Source organism: Desulfatiglans anilini DSM 4660 (assembly GCF_000422285.1).
Classification (GTDB): domain Bacteria; phylum Desulfobacterota; class DSM-4660; order Desulfatiglandales; family Desulfatiglandaceae; genus Desulfatiglans; species Desulfatiglans anilini.
Genome location: NZ_AULM01000005.1, coordinates 76,085 through 91,442, shown reverse-complemented (window position 1 = coordinate 91,442; position 15,358 = coordinate 76,085). Strand labels below are relative to the sequence as shown.

Annotated in this window: 11 protein-coding genes; 5 read left to right on the top strand and 6 right to left on the bottom strand. The window is 59.8% G+C overall.

Annotation, left to right across the window (positions count from 1 at the left end; all coding sequences use genetic code 11):
- Nucleotides 1-23: 23 nt before the first annotated feature.
- The 4 genes from H567_RS0107085 to H567_RS27025 all read right to left on the bottom strand — a co-directional run bounded on the left by H567_RS0107085 (nucleotide 24) and on the right by H567_RS27025 (nucleotide 6,253).
- Entirely contained in the window at nucleotides 24-1,712 is a 1,689-nt protein-coding gene (locus H567_RS0107085; protein WP_028320869.1) for a glutamine--tRNA ligase/YqeY domain fusion protein, read from the bottom strand.
- A 95-nt stretch (nucleotides 1,713-1,807) separates the two neighbouring features.
- The gene (locus tag H567_RS23555; protein WP_051184573.1) at nucleotides 1,808-3,073 is read right to left on the bottom strand and encodes a glycosyltransferase family 4 protein; all 1,266 of its coding nucleotides are present in this window, start codon (nucleotides 3,071-3,073) and stop codon (nucleotides 1,808-1,810) included.
- 89 nt (nucleotides 3,074-3,162) lie between these two features.
- Nucleotides 3,163-4,971 carry an ABC transporter ATP-binding protein gene (locus tag H567_RS0107075; protein ID WP_161626576.1) on the bottom strand — a complete coding sequence of 603 codons (1,809 nt, stop codon included), beginning with the start codon at nucleotides 4,969-4,971 and terminating at the stop codon, nucleotides 3,163-3,165.
- Nucleotides 4,964-6,253: a glycosyltransferase gene (locus H567_RS27025; RefSeq protein WP_028320867.1), complete on the bottom strand. Its 1,290-nt coding sequence runs from the start codon at nucleotides 6,251-6,253 to the stop codon at nucleotides 4,964-4,966. The genes H567_RS0107075 and H567_RS27025 overlap by 8 nt, the downstream gene beginning before the upstream one ends.
- Before the next feature lie 447 nt (nucleotides 6,254-6,700).
- Here H567_RS27025 and H567_RS0107065 point away from each other — a divergent pair, with 447 nt between their 5' ends.
- From H567_RS0107065 to H567_RS0107055, 3 genes are all read left to right on the top strand, one after another.
- Nucleotides 6,701-7,627 (top strand): glycosyltransferase family 4 protein, encoded by a 927-nt coding sequence (locus H567_RS0107065; protein WP_028320866.1) that lies wholly within the window; start codon nucleotides 6,701-6,703, stop codon nucleotides 7,625-7,627.
- Nucleotides 7,628-7,650: 23 nt separating this feature from the next.
- Nucleotides 7,651-9,777, top strand: coding sequence for an STT3 domain-containing protein (locus H567_RS0107060; RefSeq protein ID WP_028320865.1), 2,127 nt, complete (start codon nucleotides 7,651-7,653; stop codon nucleotides 9,775-9,777).
- A gap of 80 nt (nucleotides 9,778-9,857) precedes the next feature.
- On the top strand, nucleotides 9,858-10,976 hold the full coding sequence (locus H567_RS0107055) for a UDP-N-acetylglucosamine--N-acetylmuramyl-(pentapeptide) pyrophosphoryl-undecaprenol N-acetylglucosamine transferase (protein WP_035253668.1): 1,119 nt from the start codon (nucleotides 9,858-9,860) through the stop codon (nucleotides 10,974-10,976).
- Nucleotides 10,977-10,989: 13 nt separating this feature from the next.
- Here the strand turns inward: H567_RS0107055 and H567_RS0107050 are convergent, their stop codons facing one another.
- Nucleotides 10,990-12,069 carry a calcium/sodium antiporter gene (locus H567_RS0107050; RefSeq protein WP_035253625.1) on the bottom strand — a complete coding sequence of 360 codons (1,080 nt, stop codon included), beginning with the start codon at nucleotides 12,067-12,069 and terminating at the stop codon, nucleotides 10,990-10,992.
- 333 nt (nucleotides 12,070-12,402) lie between these two features.
- On the opposite strand from H567_RS0107050, the gene H567_RS0107045 reads away from it, so the two are divergent.
- Both H567_RS0107045 and H567_RS0107040 read left to right on the top strand, forming a co-directional pair.
- On the top strand, nucleotides 12,403-12,858 hold the full coding sequence (locus tag H567_RS0107045) for a hypothetical protein (RefSeq protein WP_028320862.1): 456 nt from the start codon (nucleotides 12,403-12,405) through the stop codon (nucleotides 12,856-12,858).
- A 74-nt stretch (nucleotides 12,859-12,932) separates the two neighbouring features.
- Nucleotides 12,933-14,066 (top strand): PAS domain-containing sensor histidine kinase, encoded by a 1,134-nt coding sequence (locus H567_RS0107040; RefSeq protein WP_028320861.1) that lies wholly within the window; start codon nucleotides 12,933-12,935, stop codon nucleotides 14,064-14,066.
- Here H567_RS0107040 and H567_RS23540 read toward each other — a convergent pair.
- Complete coding sequence (locus tag H567_RS23540; RefSeq protein ID WP_051184571.1) at nucleotides 14,025-15,317, bottom strand: cation diffusion facilitator family transporter; 1,293 nt, start codon at nucleotides 15,315-15,317, stop codon at nucleotides 14,025-14,027. The genes H567_RS0107040 and H567_RS23540 overlap by 42 nt on opposite strands.
- Between the last annotated feature and the right edge of the window lie 41 nt (nucleotides 15,318-15,358).

The window sequence follows — 15,358 nt, the reverse complement described above, 5'->3', positions numbered from 1 at the left end:
ACGATGTCAAGGGGATTCCGGCCTTACGCCTTCTTTTCCATCTTGGCCCAGCTGTCGCGCAGGGTAACCGTCCGGTTGAACACCAGCCTGTCGGGCCGGGAATCCTGAGCGTCGAGGCAGAAATACCCTTGCCGCTCGAACTGGTAACGCCCTTCCTTGGCGGCCGCGGCGAGGCTCGGTTCCACCAGGCACGAGGGAAGCACCGTGAGGGAGCGGGAGTTGAGACGGTCCATGAAACCGCCCTCCTCCTTCGCCTCCTCCGGGTCCGGAGCGGTAAAAAGGTGTTCGTAGAGCCGGACCTCTGCCGGTACGGCGTGGCGGGCCGAAATCCAATGGATGGTGCCTTTCACCTTCCGCCCGTCGGGTGCCGCGCCCCCCCGGGTTTGGGGGTCATAGGTGCAGCGGATTTCCCGGATCTCGCCCTTTTCGTCCTTCACGCAGTCCGTGCAGGTAATAAAATAGCCGTAGCGCAGGCGCACCTCCCGCCCGGGAGCGAGCCGGAAATACTTGCGCGGAGGCTCCTCGCGGAAGTCGTCCCGTTCGATGTACAGCTCCCGCGAAAAAGGCACCAGCCGGGTCCCCGCTGCAGGGTCCTCCGGGTTGTTGACGGCCTCGAGCTCCTCGACCCGATCCTCCGGATAGTTTTCGATCACCACCTTGAGCGGGTCCAGAACTCCCATGACGCGGGCTGCCCTGAGGTTGAGATCTTCCCGGAGGCAATGCTCGAGCAGGGCGATATCCACCGTGCTGTCGCGCTTGGCAACCCCGATCCGCTCGCAGAAGGCGCGGATGGACTCCGGTGTGTAGCCGCGTCGGCGCAGCCCCGAGATCGTCGGCATGCGGGGATCGCTCCAACCGTCCACCACCCCTTCCTGCACCAGTTTGAGAAGCTTCCGCTTGCTCATCACCGTATAGGTCAGATTCAGCCGGGCGAACTCGATCTGCTGCGGGTGGTAAGCCTCCAATTGCTCCAGGAACCAGTCGTAGAGCGGGCGGTGATCCTCGAACTCCAGCGTGCAGATCGAGTGCGTGATCCGCTCGATCGAATCACAGAGGCAGTGGGCGAAATCGTACATGGGATAGATGCACCAACTATTCCCGGTCCGATGGTGAGGCGCATGGAGGATGCGGTAAATGACCGGGTCGCGCAGGTTGATGTTGGGTGATGCCATGTCGATCTTGGCCCGGAGCACATGGCTTCCATCCGGAAAGTCCCCCGCACGCATGCGCGTGAACAAGTCCAGGTTCTCCTCGGCCGTCCGCTCCCGGTAAGGGCTGTCCGTGCCCGGCTCGGTCAAGGTCCCGCGGGTGCCGCGGATCTCCTCCGCGCTCCGGCTGTCCACGTAAGCTTTTCCTTTTCGGATGAGCGCCACCGCGTAGTCGAACAGGGCCTCGAAATAGTCCGACGCATAGAATTTCCGGTCGCCCCAGTCGAAGCCCAGCCACCGCACATCCTCCTGGATCGATGCCACGTACTCGGTCTCTTCCTTGGTCGGGTTGGTGTCATCGAAGCGCAGGTTGCACAGGCCGCCGTACTCGGCGGCAATCCCGAAATTGAGGCAGATGGACTTGGCGTGTCCGATGTGCAGATACCCGTTCGGCTCGGGCGGAAAGCGCGTATGGACACGGCCCTCGAATCGGCCGTTCCTGTTGTGCTCGTTGATCATGCGGCGAATGAAGTCCTGCCCCTGAGCAGTCGGCTCCGTGGTCATGGTTTGAAAACTCCTCTTCTTTCAATCGGATTCAAATTTTTTAATCTCGCCGTTTGCAGGCCGGCTGTCAATACACTTTTCCTCTCGGCCATGCATCACTGTTCGATTGCAGAGCGAAGCGATCCATAAACCCCGCCCCAGTCGAAACGCTCGCGCGCATGCCGGCGCGATGCGTCCCGCATGCGCTCCCAAGCACCGGCGTCCTTCAGGAGGTGGTCGGCATCCCTGCGCATTTTCGCCGCATCGCTCGAAATCGAGAGATGCCGCCTATCGATCACCTCGAGGCCTTCAGCACCCACCGGAGTCGTCAGTACCGGAATGCCGCGGTACATCGCATTGATGATCTTGACTTTCATCCCACCGCCGAAGCGCACGGGAGCGACGAAGAGCCTGCAACGCCGATGGTACGGCTCCAGATCCGGCACGAATCCGGGCATCAGGACCCCCGGCCGGCCGCGGGCCGCTTCACGCAGGCGCCTCCCTCCGCCTCGCCCGAGGATATAAAAGCGCAGTTGGGGATGTCTCTCCTTCAGCCCGTCCCACACCTCTCTCAAAAAAAAGACCAGGCCGTCCAGATTGGGCTCCCAATCGAGGGAGCCCACGTGCAGGAGGGCTGGTTCCGTGTCCCGGAAAGCGATGTCGGGCAGGTCCAGCAGCGTTTCATCCCCCAAGTGGGATGTGTCCACCCATTTCGCCGGATTCGCCCCGAGTCGGCGCAGGAAAACCTGGTCGTTCGGGGCGGCCAGGATCCGATCGGCTCTCCGGCAGGCGAGGGCCTCGTAGCGCCGCATGCGGCCTGCTTCCAGCAGCACCGCCGCCCTGCGGACCGGGTTTTTCTCCCTCGCGGCATAGCGTTTCCAGATGATATATTCGGCATTGTGGGCATGCAGAACGATTTTCCCCCGGAACGCCTCAGGCAGGGCAGGCAGGACAAGAAGCGAATCCAGGTATAGGACGTCGACAGAGTCCGACGCCTTCTCGACCTCCGCCCTGAAAACGGAAGCATCGTTGCGGTAAACGGCAAGCGGCAGTCCTCTCAACCAACTGCGGAAGAGATTCAGCGCGCTCCGCGGGCGGTGGATGAGCGTAGCGGAAAAGTGAACAGGGTTTACGAGGCGCAGAAAAGCCTCCCTGTGCGGCAGATCCTCCGGTGCACAGAGCACTGCGATGGAAAGATCGTAGTTCCCGGCAAGATATTCGGCTACCTTCCAGCGTTTGATCGCCCCGCCGCTCAACGGCGGGTAGGGCAGCCGGTGGGACAAGAAAAGGATCCGCAGCCTTCCGCGTCGCGCCATCCCTTCTCCCCGGAAATCGCGGCTCGTGTCCGTCACGCCTGCCGTGTTAACAAGAATGTCCTGCATACGTCGTGGGGACCTCTTTCCAAAACGAAACCGCTCCCTCATCGAATCCACATCCGAGCCCGATCGGGCGGGCGGACAAGGTGTTCCACTCAGACCTCCTCCCCGGTTGAAACCATCCGCCGGAACGCGGCGTTTTCCTTCAGAAGCGCCTCAACAGGGCCCACCGTTTCGATCCTTCCGCGTTGGATGAAAAGGGCCCGGTCGCAGTGCTGCAGGGCACTCAGGCGATGGGCGACCACAAGCATCGTCATCCGCCCGTGAAACGCATGCAGCGCGTCGGTCACAACCTTTTCGGTGAACCCGTCCAGCGCCGATGTAGCCTCATCGAAGACCAGCACTTCCGGATCACGATAGAGGGCACGGGCGATGGCCACCCTCTGCTTCTCACCTCCGGAGATCTTGACCCCCCGTTCCCCCAGGCGCGTGTCAAGCCCCTGAGGCAGCCTTTTTACAAACCCGTCGAGCTGTGCAGCAGCAAGACAGTCCGCTACACGCCCCGCGTCGATGGCATCGTCGGGCACGCCGAAGGCGATATTCCGTCGCAGGGTGTCATCCATGAGGTAAATCTGCTGCGGGACATAGCCGAGCAGACGATGCCATTCCGGGAGGCAGCCCCGGACATCCCGGCCGTCGATCGTAATTCGCCCGCGGGAGGGCTCGAGCAGACCGAGGATGAGGTCGAGGAGCGTGCTCTTCCCCGAGCCGGTCACACCGGCGATCCCGATCGCCTCACCCTTTTGCACCGACAAATCGATGTCCTCGAGGACCGGCTGCTCATGCCCCTTGTAAAAGAATGAAACGCCTTCGAGCCTGAGTTCACGCTCGAACCGAAGGGCAGGGACGTTCGCCGCGCCTTTCTCGGGGTAGACCGGAGGTTCGTCGAGCATCCGGAGATCCCGATATAAGAGATCCACTTCGGCTCCTGAATACCGCATGTTGGTAATGTTGAGGGAAAGACGGTTGAAGGACGGAATCGCACGGAACCCGGCATACGCAAAGAGCCCCAGAAGCGGCAGAATGCCACCGCCGATCTGGTCCAGCCGATCGGCGGAAAGCAGCACCATCACCAGCGGAATGCAGATAAAAACGGTCTCGACGATGGCGCGCGGCAAGTGGTTGAGGGTGCTGTGCCAGCGTCTGATTCGGGCTATTCTGCTCTGTTTGTCTGCAAATTGTCCTTCCCAGTAGAATTCTCTTCCCATTACCTTGATTTCTTTGATACCGCCAAGACTCTGATCGATAATTGAAAGAGATTCCTGACGAAGCTTTTGATGCCGTGAACCAATCTTAAAAAATATCTTATGTGTCAGTGCGAGCATCACGCCCAAAATAGCGGCAAGCATTCCTATCGAAAGCAACGTCATCACAGGTGAAACCATTATGAGAACAACGGCTATGCCAATCAGAATAAGTATCTCTGAAACCAATGCGACAGCAGACTCGAGTGTCATACGCACTGCGAGATCGACGCTTTGAGAGATCCTATCGACAAGTTCGGCATGGTTTCGTTCGAGATAGAGCGTATAAGGTGCATACAGATACTTTTTCATCAGCCTGACGCTTATTTTTTCAACCGCAGAAGATGTCATGGACGAACGAATATAAATGGAAGCAATCAAAAAGAAATTCTTCCCGATGTAATAGGCGGCGACCAAAAAAGTGAAGGAAAGAATGATGATCTTGCCGCTTTCCCATCCCAGATAGCGATACGCAGGCCCCAGGACAGGGAGGTCGAGAATCATGAAAGGCTGTTCGATCACCCGGATCAGCGTGAAGACGCCGGCAGCCCCGACACTTTCAACGATGCCTTCCAGGAATGCGAGCGGCACCAGCCACAACCATTGTCGGCGGCTTCGCGGATCGAGCAGATGATAGGCCTTTTTGATGCCGTCAATCACGGGCATACCTGTTCAGCACGGACCTGAGGTTCACATCGAGGCGTCGGCCGAAGGCCTCCCGGGAAAACAATTGCTGGGCGCGCACGCAGCCGGCGGCCCCCATCCTGTCAGCCAAGCCTGGCTCAGCGACGAGCAAGGCGAGAGCTCGAGCGAAGGCCTCGGGCTCGTTTTCCCTCAGAAAGCCTGTCACTCCATCGATGACCGTTTCCAGAGGGCCGCCCCGGTTCACCGCCACCACCGGACGGCTTGCGGCCATGCCCTCGACGATGCCGATCCCGAAGTGTTCGTCCTGACTCGTGTAAACGAGGCAGTGGCATCCTTTGAGCAAACCGGCACGCTGTTCATCGGTCACGGATTTCAAGAAGACCACGCGATCCAGCAGGCCGAGCCTTTGAGCGAGTCCGCGAAGGTCTTCCAGAACGTCGCGGTTTTCGGGCAGGCTTTCGTCATAGCCGCCTGCCATAACGAGCCACATATGGGAAAAGGTTTCAGGGCCTATCTCCTGCCTCAGGCAGTCGAGACTTTCGATGGCGAGGCCTAGGTTTTTCCGCGGGTCGAAACGATTGAGCGACAAGATGAACAGGTCATCCGGTTCGAGTTGCATCAAACCCTCCAGGCGGGGGGGGCTGCCGGATGCGAATCGTTCGACAGGGACGCCGGGATACACCACCGATGGCTCCGGGTATTTCAAACCTTGAAAGGTATCACGAAAGACTTTCGCTGTAAATTCGCTATTGACGAGGATCTGATCCGCATGAAGCCTCATGGCCCGTTTCTCCAGCCGGTCGAAGAATATCCGGTACCATGTGTAAGCGCCCTGCCTGACAGGAGTGAGTAAAAGATCGGGGTAGTGGCAGTAAAACACCACCGGTTTGCCTGTGATCCATTGAAGGAACGGTAGCACGTGGGGAACGAGATCGCAAAGGAAGATATCCGGTTTGAACTCGCCCACCCGTGTGGAAAAGGACAAAAGCAGCATGCGGACAATTGAAAAGACGGCGCGGAAACGATTGCGGACGGCGCCGGGCACTGGACGGCCGCGGACCGCGATAGAAAAACCGCCCGTAGACGTCTCAGCAAAAGATCGACCTGGATCGTATCGAGCCGTAAAAATGCGAACCTCGTGCCCCAGGGCGCTCAGTTCCACGGCCGCATCGACCATCAGCCGCTCAGCGCCGCCGATGCCCAGTTCCGGGTGCAAGATAGCGATCTTGAGCCTTCTCGAGGCTGATCCACCCTTGCCCGTGCCCTCCGCCCCCACGCCATGCGAGCTGCGCTCCATACACCACCCCCAATGCTTTAAATCCGCCCGGAAGGGGCGTCGGTCAGTCTGCCTGGACAGGTGCAAGCCCTAAACTCTATCATTGCCATTCCGCCGCAGCTGTAGTAGTTTGCCCGTGTCTTCAACGTTGCGGTTCTCTTTTACGAAGGATGCCGCCTGGCCTATCTGGACAGAATCGAAGCCCCGAACGACATCGGCATACGCATGGAAGATTTTGCTTGCCGGCTTTTGCGGGCTCCAGCCGTCGGAACCCACCCTGAAGAAGCCCCCGCGTCCTCGAAACGCATCCTTCAGGGAAGGAAGGATTCAAGCGCGCGTTTTCCCCATGGACTATTCGTATCGGGGCGGTCTTCAGTCCGTCCAAGACCCATAGATCCCGTTCGGTTCTGTACCCGTCCGAGGAAAACCTTTTTCCAGTAGACCTCATTTCGACCCGGATCGATTCCCATGAATTTACGGCTTTTTCTCCCGGGTTTCATCGCTTTTCTCATCAGCCTGGTCCTGATGCCCGTCATGATCCGCCTGGCAGCCAGCATCGGCTTCACGGACAACCCTTCCGAGCGGGACGCCCATCGGCGAATGCACAGCGCCCCGGTCGCAAGAGGCGGAGGGCTCGTGGTCAGCATCGGCTTCATCGTGCCCCTTTGCCTCTTCTTTCCTTTGGACGGACCTTACGGCGCGGTCTTGATCGGTGTCTGCATCCTGGCGATTTCGGGCACCCTCGACGATCGATTCGATCTGTCCCCGGCCCTTCAGCTCTTGGCCCCGCTCACCGCTGGGCTCGTCGTCTCTTTGACAGGTTCTCACATCCGTGCCGTGACGAACCCTTTCAACGGATATTTCAATCTGGAATCCGCCCTGTGGTTCGCGCACCTCTTGACTGTCTGCTGGATCGTGGCCATGGTCCTATCCGTTAAAATTCTGGACGGCATCGATGGATTGTCGGCTGGGATCGGGGCCATCGCATCCGCAACCATCGGGGCCGTCGCCCTCTTGGTTCCCGGCGACGAGCGGACCGCTTCCCTTGCCTTTCTGCTCGGAGGGGTGCTTCTCGGCTACCTCCCCTGGAACTGGCATCCGGCCCGGATCTACTATGGAGAGGCCGGGGCTATGCTGGTCGGATTCGTCCTGGCGGTGACCGCCATCCTCTCAACCGGAAAATGGGTGGTCACATTGATGGTCATGGCCATTCCACTGCTCGACATGGGACGGGTGATCGTTCTGCGCCTCATGAGAGGCCGTAAACCATGGATCGGCGGCCGCGATCATCTTCACCACCTCCTCTCCGATTCCGGTCTGGGCGTCCGCGGCACAACCGTCGTCCTTTGCCTATTGTCCGGCCTGATGGGCCTCGCTGCGTTCTTGATCCAGTAAATCGAAAAAGGGTTCGGTAAACCATGAAGCCGGAAGCAAGCCACTTCATTTGTCGACACCGCGATTGGATCCTGCCGATTATCCTGGTTTTTCTGCTGTGCACCGGCATCAGGCTCATCGACCTCATCCACTGGGACAGGCCGGACCTTTTCATAGACGGACAAAGGGTCATGGCCACGCACGATGCCTACGCGTGGCTGGCGGGGGCCGAAAGGGTCAACCAATACAGCTGCCACCCTATGGCCCTCCTGCTGCGATTCCTTCACGCCGCCACGGGATTGGGCGTCGCCAACCTTGCATTCTGGCTCCCCGTTTTCATGGCTCCCCTGGCGGCGCTCCCAATCGTCGTTCTCGGCCTCTGGTGGAGAGCCCCCCTGGGAACGGTCCTTGCGGGCACCCTCTGCACCGTCTCCAGCGGCTATCTGATCCGAAGCCGGCTCGGATTTTACGACACCGACCCTTTGGCCCTCTTTTTCGCAGTCGGCCTGGGGGTCGCTCTCGTTTGCTGGCTGGAGCCCGTTCTCCGCCTGCCCCGCAAAAGCGATGCAGCACCTTCGCCCCGGAGATTCTTCGGATTCGCCTTCCTGATCGGAATCTGGGGCAGACTTTATCTTTTCACGTATCCCAGCGGTGAACCCATCAGTTTAACCCTTTTCGCAGTCGCCGCTCTCGTCGGATGCATATTCGGTATGACCGGCATGCGCGTTTTGATTCTGACAGGGCTTCTCATTGCCTTTCTTGCCGGAAACGCCGGCTGGGCAGGGTTTGTTCTGGCAGGAGGGGCAACCCTTCTGGCTTTCCTCCAACCTGGCATTTACCAGCAAGGCAAACGCGCGATCTTGCCCTGCTTGATTCTTCTGATCGCTTTGATCCTCTTTTCCGGCTTAAGCGAAAGGATAGGCACGACCATCTGGCATCTTGTGCGCTACGGCGACAGATCGGCCACAGGCGCTGCCATCAACTACCCGGCCACCCTATCGACCGTCATAGAAGCCCGGACCATCGAATGGCACTCATTGCAGCGCGCTCTGGCAGGAAACAGCGTGCTCTTCTTCCTCGGCATCATCGCCTATGCCTATCTCTGCGTGCGACGCCCCGCCGCGCTCGTTTTTGCACCGATGCTTTTCCTGGCTGTGGCCGCCACAAAACTGGGGGCCAGGTTTTCCATGTACGGCAGCGTGGCCATCGGGCTCGGACTGGGTTTCGGCCTTACCTTCCTCTCCTCCTCGAGGCGCTGGGCCACGCGCCTCAATCTCCCTCTACAACTCCTGCTTCTCGCAGCGGCTCTGTGGCACCCCGCCCATTTGATCCACGATCAAAAGCCGTTCTTCTTCATTTCGAAGGCCTTTGGCGAGGCCTTGGTGGAAATGCGATCCCGAGTGTCGTCCGACGCCCAGTTCTGGGTCTGGTGGGACTTTGGATACGCCTGCCAATTCTACAGCCGCGTAAGCACCTTCGCAGACGGCTCCCGCAACAGCGGCGAGTACGTCCTGCCGCTTGCCCGCGTGCATGCCACACATTCCCCTAAGGAGGCCGGCGCGCTGATCCGCTTCATTGCTCAGGAACAGACGCTGATGGGGAATGCCGGCCATCCATGCGCCAATCGGCCCGTCTACCCGAACCCCACGGCCGAGATTCTGGACAAGATGCCCCCTCGAAAAGCAAAGACCTTTTTCGATGGCATCCAAGACCTGGCCCTTCCGGACAAGGCTTCCATCCCGGAGCAATACCTGGTTCTTGCCTGGGAGAACATCAGGATCTCCCTCGCGATCAGAAGGTTCGGAACATGGGATATCGTTACGGGCCAAACAGAAAACCCCAACCTGATGGTACCTACGGGACGAATCGCCCTTCATACCTCCGAGGGCACCATCGACGCATCCGGCAAGCGCTTTAAAACCCGGACGATCGACCTGCTCTCGAAGGAAGACAACCGGCATTACGAGTACCCCTGGAACAGGGGCGGCTGGCACGTTCTCAGCGACTTGAACACTCAAACCATAGCGCTGATGGATGACGGTATTTACCACTCGATGATGGTCCAGATGCTGATCGGCAAGCCGGAAAGCTTTGCCCCTTATTTCGATCTGGTTCTGGACCGCTCTCCCTCCGTAAGGATCTACAGATTGAACCCATGGCCGAGTTCATGAAAACCGGTTGTCTTTCTCCTTCCCTCCTGGCAGGCAGCTCCCGGAGCCGACCCCTCCCCGCCGACCGTCCGATCAGGATCATGATCGGTGCTGGAGACACAGCCGGTCACATCCACATGGGGGTTGCCATCGCAGAGGAGGCTGACGTCTGCTTCCCTGCGGCCGAGATCGTGCTTGTCTGCGCGGCCGGCAGATTTCCATCCAAACGTATGCGCGATTGCGGATACGACATCCTCTTCCTTGACATCGGACCCTACGACAGGGGAAATCCTGGAAATAACCTTCGGCTTCCATTGGATTTCATTCGCAGTCTCCGCCAGTCCCTGCGCATCCTGGCCCAGCGCCGCCCCCATGTCGTCGTCGGCCTCGGGGGTTACCCCACAGGCCCTCTCGTTTTGGCGGCGCGACTGAAACACATTCCCACCCTTCTTGTCGAGCCGAATCTTCATCCCGGCCTGGCCAACCGCTTTCTCGCCGCAGCGGCGGACCGGATCTGCATCGCTTTCAAGGACACAGCAGCATTCTTCCCGCGCCGCAAGATCGCTTTGACCGGCACGCCGGTGCGCCAGGCCGCCCTCCCCTCGAGCATCACCCGTGAAGAGGCATGTATCCGCTTCGATCTGAATCCGGGATTGAAAACCGTTCTGATCGTGGGAGGCAGCCTGGGGCTTGACAGCCTCAACAAGGCGCTAAGTCTCGAAGTGCATCGCCTGATCGCGAGCGGCCTCCAAGTGATCTGGCAGACTGGTGACCAGCATTTTAAACGTATTCAAGCGGGCATTCCTCCTAACCTCCTCAAGCACTGCAGAATATTCCCCTTCATTGCCTCCATCGCCCAGGCCTATGCCGCCGCCGATCTGGTGGTGAGCGCCGCAGGCGCGATCACCATGACAGAACTCGCCCTGTGGAGAAAACCGGTTATCGTCGTTCCCTCCTCCAAGGCCACCGAAGGGCATCAGATCGCCAACGCCCGAAAATATGCCGCCGCCGGTGCATGCATCCTCGTCAGGGAGGAGGCCTCCGCTTCGAGCCTCACCGACACCATTCTCGCTGCCATTGGAAGCCCCGAGGATCTAAACGGGGTTTCAACCGGGATCGAGGCTTTCGCCCGGCCCGACGCCGGCGCGTCGATCCTGCAGGAGATCGAAAAACTGGCTGGAGCGCCTCGATACAAACAGCCTGAAGCCCCCTCTCGCTGAAGACTCCCCGGCGTTAGCGCCCTCTCATCTGGCGGTAAACCGAGACGGCCAGGGTAACCGCCGTGACCGGCAAGACGAAAACAGCCACGACCCACTCCAGGGTGAGGAGGCCGCCCCTGTCCCTGAGGAGAAGGATGAGATAGAGGATGTACACTCCGTAATAGATCAGAAAAAAGAAACCCTCCCAGCGATTGATCCGATGACCGGTGAAAAAGACGGGCAGACAGGCCAGCGCCGCCAGGACCATCACCGGCAGATCGAGCTTCAGAGAGGCCTCGGCCACGCTCAGAGGCGTCGAAGCGGCAAGTGCGCTCATCCCGAGTACGCCGAGGATATTGAACAGATTACTCCCGACAACGTTACCTACCGCGATATCGCGTTCTTTTCGGAATGCGGCGATCACCGAAGTGGCCAGTTCAGGCAGGGAGGTGCCCGCCGCGACGATCGTCAATCCGATCACCAGTTCGCTCACCCCCCAGACCCTGGCGATGAATACAGCGCTCTGGACAAGCAGATGCGAGCCCGCAAGGAGTAGGCCGAGCCCGCCGGCCACAAGGAGGCCGTTGAACACCGGGCGGCTGGGCCCCACTGCACTCGGCGGCGGCTCGAACGCTTCGCGGTAAGCCGCCTCTACCGCCTTCGTTTCCCTGCGGCTTTTGCGGATCGCCCAAACGGTGTACAGGACCAGAATCGTAAACAGCAGCGCGCCGTCCCACCTCCCAAGCGCCCCGTCGAGGAGCAGGACATAAAGGAGGAGCGAGGCCCCGATCATCAGCGGCACATCGAGCCTCACCACCTGTTGCGCGACTACCAGGGGGCATACGACGGCCGACATCCCCAGCACCACCAGGATGTTGAAGATATTGCTCCCGATGACATTGCCCATGGCGAGCCCGGATTGGCCCCCGATGGAGGCCCAGACGCTCACCGCCGCCTCGGGTGAACTCGTGCCGAAAGCGACGACCGTCAGGCCGATGACCAAAGGCGAAACACCCCAGGCCGAAGCCAGCCTGGAGGATCCTCGCACCAGAATCTCCGCGCCCAGAACGAGGCAGCCGAACCCCATCGTCAGAAACATCAACTGCAGCAGCATAGGACATCCCTCGAGACCGGGTAACCACGATTCTCCATTCGGGTTCACATTATCATCAGGAAGCCCTGCGGAATAAAGGAGAAAATACGTTCGGAGCGCGAAGGGCGCCCCATCCCTGCCTCACACTCCCTCGAGGCCACGCAGCCCGCCCTGCGGCTGCTCAAAAAAGGTCTTCCTTGACAGCCGTCTTCAATCGCGCTTCAATAGTCCCTGGCGAAGCAGAAAGCGGACACGGGCCGCGTGTGACCCAAAACTGAACGGTTCAGACGCGCCGGGTTTCCAGCCCGGGAAGTTTGAACCTGTCCTGATTCATTTTAGCCCGGAGGCAGAACGATGCATGGCAAACCCTCGACCGTGAAAAGACAACTCGTTCTTTTGACGCTCGCATTGGTGGGCCTCGGCCTGCTAGGCCTCGGCTGTGCCGGCGTGGCCGTCTCCGCCGGCGAAGGCGGCAGCGCATACCGCGCTGAGCCGGAAGGCCAGGGTCCGCCGCCCTGGGCCCCGGCGCATGGATACCGTGCCAAATATCGCTACCGTTATTATCCTGACGACTATGTCTACTATGACGGGTCCCGGCGCCTCTATTTCTATTATGAGGGCGGCGGCTGGAGGGCGGCGGTCGCTCTGCCCTCTTCCATCCGCATCGACCTGGACCGTTACGCTGTCATCGAAATGGACACAGACCGGCCCTATGTCTACCACTCGGACGTGGTCAAAAGATATCCGCCGGGGCTGGAGGACAACCAGGGCAGAGGAAAGGGCAGGAACAAAAACCCGGGAAAGCGTTAAAACGCCTTCCCGGGTCTCAAACCGCCGCGATTGAAGCGCATTCCTGTCCTGCGAAGTCCTGTGGAGGATTCACCATGGAGACCCGGATTCCATCCTCAGAAACGGATGACGACCGGTTGAAATTCCACCGATTCGTTATCAACAGCCTCCCCACCGCTGTGGTGACGGTGGATTCCGACATGCGCATAACGGGCCTCAACCCCTGGGCCGAACGGATGCTGGGCTACACCTTGGAAGAAGTGAAAGGCCGGTTCTGCGGGGACATCATGAGAAGCTCCATGTGCCGCGGACGCTGCCCCCTGCAGGCCGCCATCAACGGCATGAAGCCCGTTTCGCTGGTCGAGAGCACCATCACGAACCGACACGGAGAGATCATCCCCGTCAGGATGAGCGCAGCCGCGCTGCTCGATGACCAGGGGGCGCTCATCGGCGGCGTCGAATCCTTCCAGGACATCTCCCGTATCAAGACGCTCGAGCGCGAACGGAACAACATCGTCTCCATGTTCGCCCACGACCTCAAATCCAGCATCAGCATCATCGGCGGGTTTGTGCTGCGGTTGCTCAAGCATCGCAAAAACCTCTCCGACGAGAAGCAGGAAGACTATCTGAACATCATCCGCAAGGAGGTCTCCCAGGTCGACTCGCTGATCTCGAGTTTTCTGGACTTTTCCCGCCTGATGTCCGGCAGGCTGAAGCTCGACCTGGCCCTGATCTCGATCGATCGCGAAATCCTAGACCTCCTCGAAAGCTATCAAGTCCAGGCAGCCGCCTCCGGGATCGATCTCGAACTTGTTTCGGAGGAGCCGCTTTCCCCCGTAGAAGCCGACAGTCAGCACCTGCGAAGGGTCTTCAGGAATCTGCTCGACAATGCCCTGAAGTTCTCGAAGCCAAGCACGAAGATCACGGTGACCCTCTCCGAGACTGCGGACGAGATCCGCGTAAGCGTGCAGGACCAGGGGACGGGCATCCGGTCCGAAGACCTGCCTTTCATCTTCGACGCCTTCGGACGTGGACGCACCTCTGCCACGAAGGAAGGCTTCGGTCTGGGGCTTGCCGGGGCAAAACGCATTGTCAAAGCCCATGGCGGCCGCATCGAGGTCCGAAGCCTCTGGGGGCAAGGGTCGACCTTCAGCGTAGTGCTGCCGAAGCCGAAACGCCAGAAGGGCCTACTTCCGATGGAGGTCCGTTCGGAGCCATCTTCTTCTTGATGCGATCTCATCGGTAATCTCGTCCAACCGTTCAGAGGCGGTCATTCCGACCTCCACTCCCGCGTTTCCGAAGACATACCCCGGCCCCTTGTGCGAGATATCCTCCGTCACATAGACCTTGTCCACCTTAAGCTCCACCAGCCGCTCGGCCACGCGCAGCCCTTTGCCCGTACCCACCTGCGAATGAGGATTTTCGACCAGGTCCCGCGCCTGAATCTCCCCGTCGGAGGTCCTCAGCGTCACGATGCCGAAATACGGCGCCTCCCCAAAGTGCCGGCTGACCGTCCCCTCCCGGTCCGCCAGGGGGACCGCTATCCGCACGTTTACCCGGGGCTCGGGCTCGCAATAGATCATCGCGCGCTCGACGTGGGGGATCTTGTCCCGGATCGCTGTTTCAAGTTCCCCACTGATCCGGTGCGCCGCCTCGAGGTTGTCTGTCCTCACTGCCACGCTTGCCTGCAAAAAGCGGAATCGTCCGGCGTTGCGGCCTGTCAGGGAACGGACCTCCGTCACGAGCGGGTGGCCCAGCAGAATCTCCCGCACATCGGTCAACGTTTTGAAATCAGCCGAGGCGTCCAACAGCACCCGCATCCCGTCTGAGAGCAGTTCCCACCCCGCCCTTGCGATAAAAAGCAGGACGACGCCCGCGGCGACCTGATCGATCGAAACACCCCTGACCTCGAAATCCCATCCAAGAAAAGGAGGCAGCACCGCTGCCAGAACGACAACAGACGATAGAACATCCACCTGCCGGTGCTTCCCCTCGGCGATCAGCGTCGGAGAACCTGTCCGGCGTCCGACCCGCAGCGCATAGAGTCCGAAGAGGTAGGTCACGACCGTGCCTGCAAGGAGCAGGAGCAAAATGTCAAGCGAGATCTCGGGCGGCACGAGGGATTCCTGCAGAATCCTTCTCGCGATCTCATAGCCTGCAAAAAATATCGAAATGGCGACGAAGACCGAGAGGAGGTTCTCGATCTTGTAGAGTCCTAGAGGAAAGGATGCGGACTTGCGGGTCGAAAGTTTCACGCCCGCAAAAAGGACCAGTGAGGCGACGGCATCGGTTCCCGAATCGATCGCCCCGGCCGTCACCGCCAGGCTGTTCGAGAAAAAAGCCAGGGCCGCTTTCATGCCAGCGAGACCCACGTTCACCAGAAAGGCATACAGGGCGACGCGCCCGATCAACTGCGTCTCGCGATCGGATGTAGAGCCTTCGTCCGGGGATCCGCGCTCGATGGAATGATTAAGCGCCATCTGTCACCCTCTGTTTCGATCCGGTCAAGTTCTCCGGGAAC

Excerpts from the sequence above, each read along its gene's own strand:
- H567_RS0107050 (WP_035253625.1), bottom strand. The coding sequence starts at position 12,069 with ATGCTGCTGCAGTTGATGTTTCTGACGATGGGGTTCGGCTGCCTCGTT.
- H567_RS23555 (WP_051184573.1), bottom strand. The coding sequence starts at position 3,073 with ATGCAGGACATTCTTGTTAACACGGCAGGCGTGACGGACACGAGCCGC.
- H567_RS0107065 (WP_028320866.1), top strand. The coding sequence starts at position 6,701 with ATGAATTTACGGCTTTTTCTCCCGGGTTTCATCGCTTTTCTCATCAGC.
- H567_RS27025 (WP_028320867.1), bottom strand. The coding sequence starts at position 6,253 with ATGGAGCGCAGCTCGCATGGCGTGGGGGCGGAGGGCACGGGCAAGGGT.
- H567_RS23540 (WP_051184571.1), bottom strand. The coding sequence starts at position 15,317 with ATGGCGCTTAATCATTCCATCGAGCGCGGATCCCCGGACGAAGGCTCT.
- H567_RS0107040 (WP_028320861.1), top strand. The coding sequence starts at position 12,933 with ATGGAGACCCGGATTCCATCCTCAGAAACGGATGACGACCGGTTGAAA.
- H567_RS0107045 (WP_028320862.1), top strand. The coding sequence starts at position 12,403 with ATGCATGGCAAACCCTCGACCGTGAAAAGACAACTCGTTCTTTTGACG.
- H567_RS0107055 (WP_035253668.1), top strand. The coding sequence starts at position 9,858 with ATGATCGGTGCTGGAGACACAGCCGGTCACATCCACATGGGGGTTGCC.
- H567_RS0107085 (WP_028320869.1), bottom strand. The coding sequence starts at position 1,712 with ATGACCACGGAGCCGACTGCTCAGGGGCAGGACTTCATTCGCCGCATG.
- H567_RS0107060 (WP_028320865.1), top strand. The coding sequence starts at position 7,651 with ATGAAGCCGGAAGCAAGCCACTTCATTTGTCGACACCGCGATTGGATC.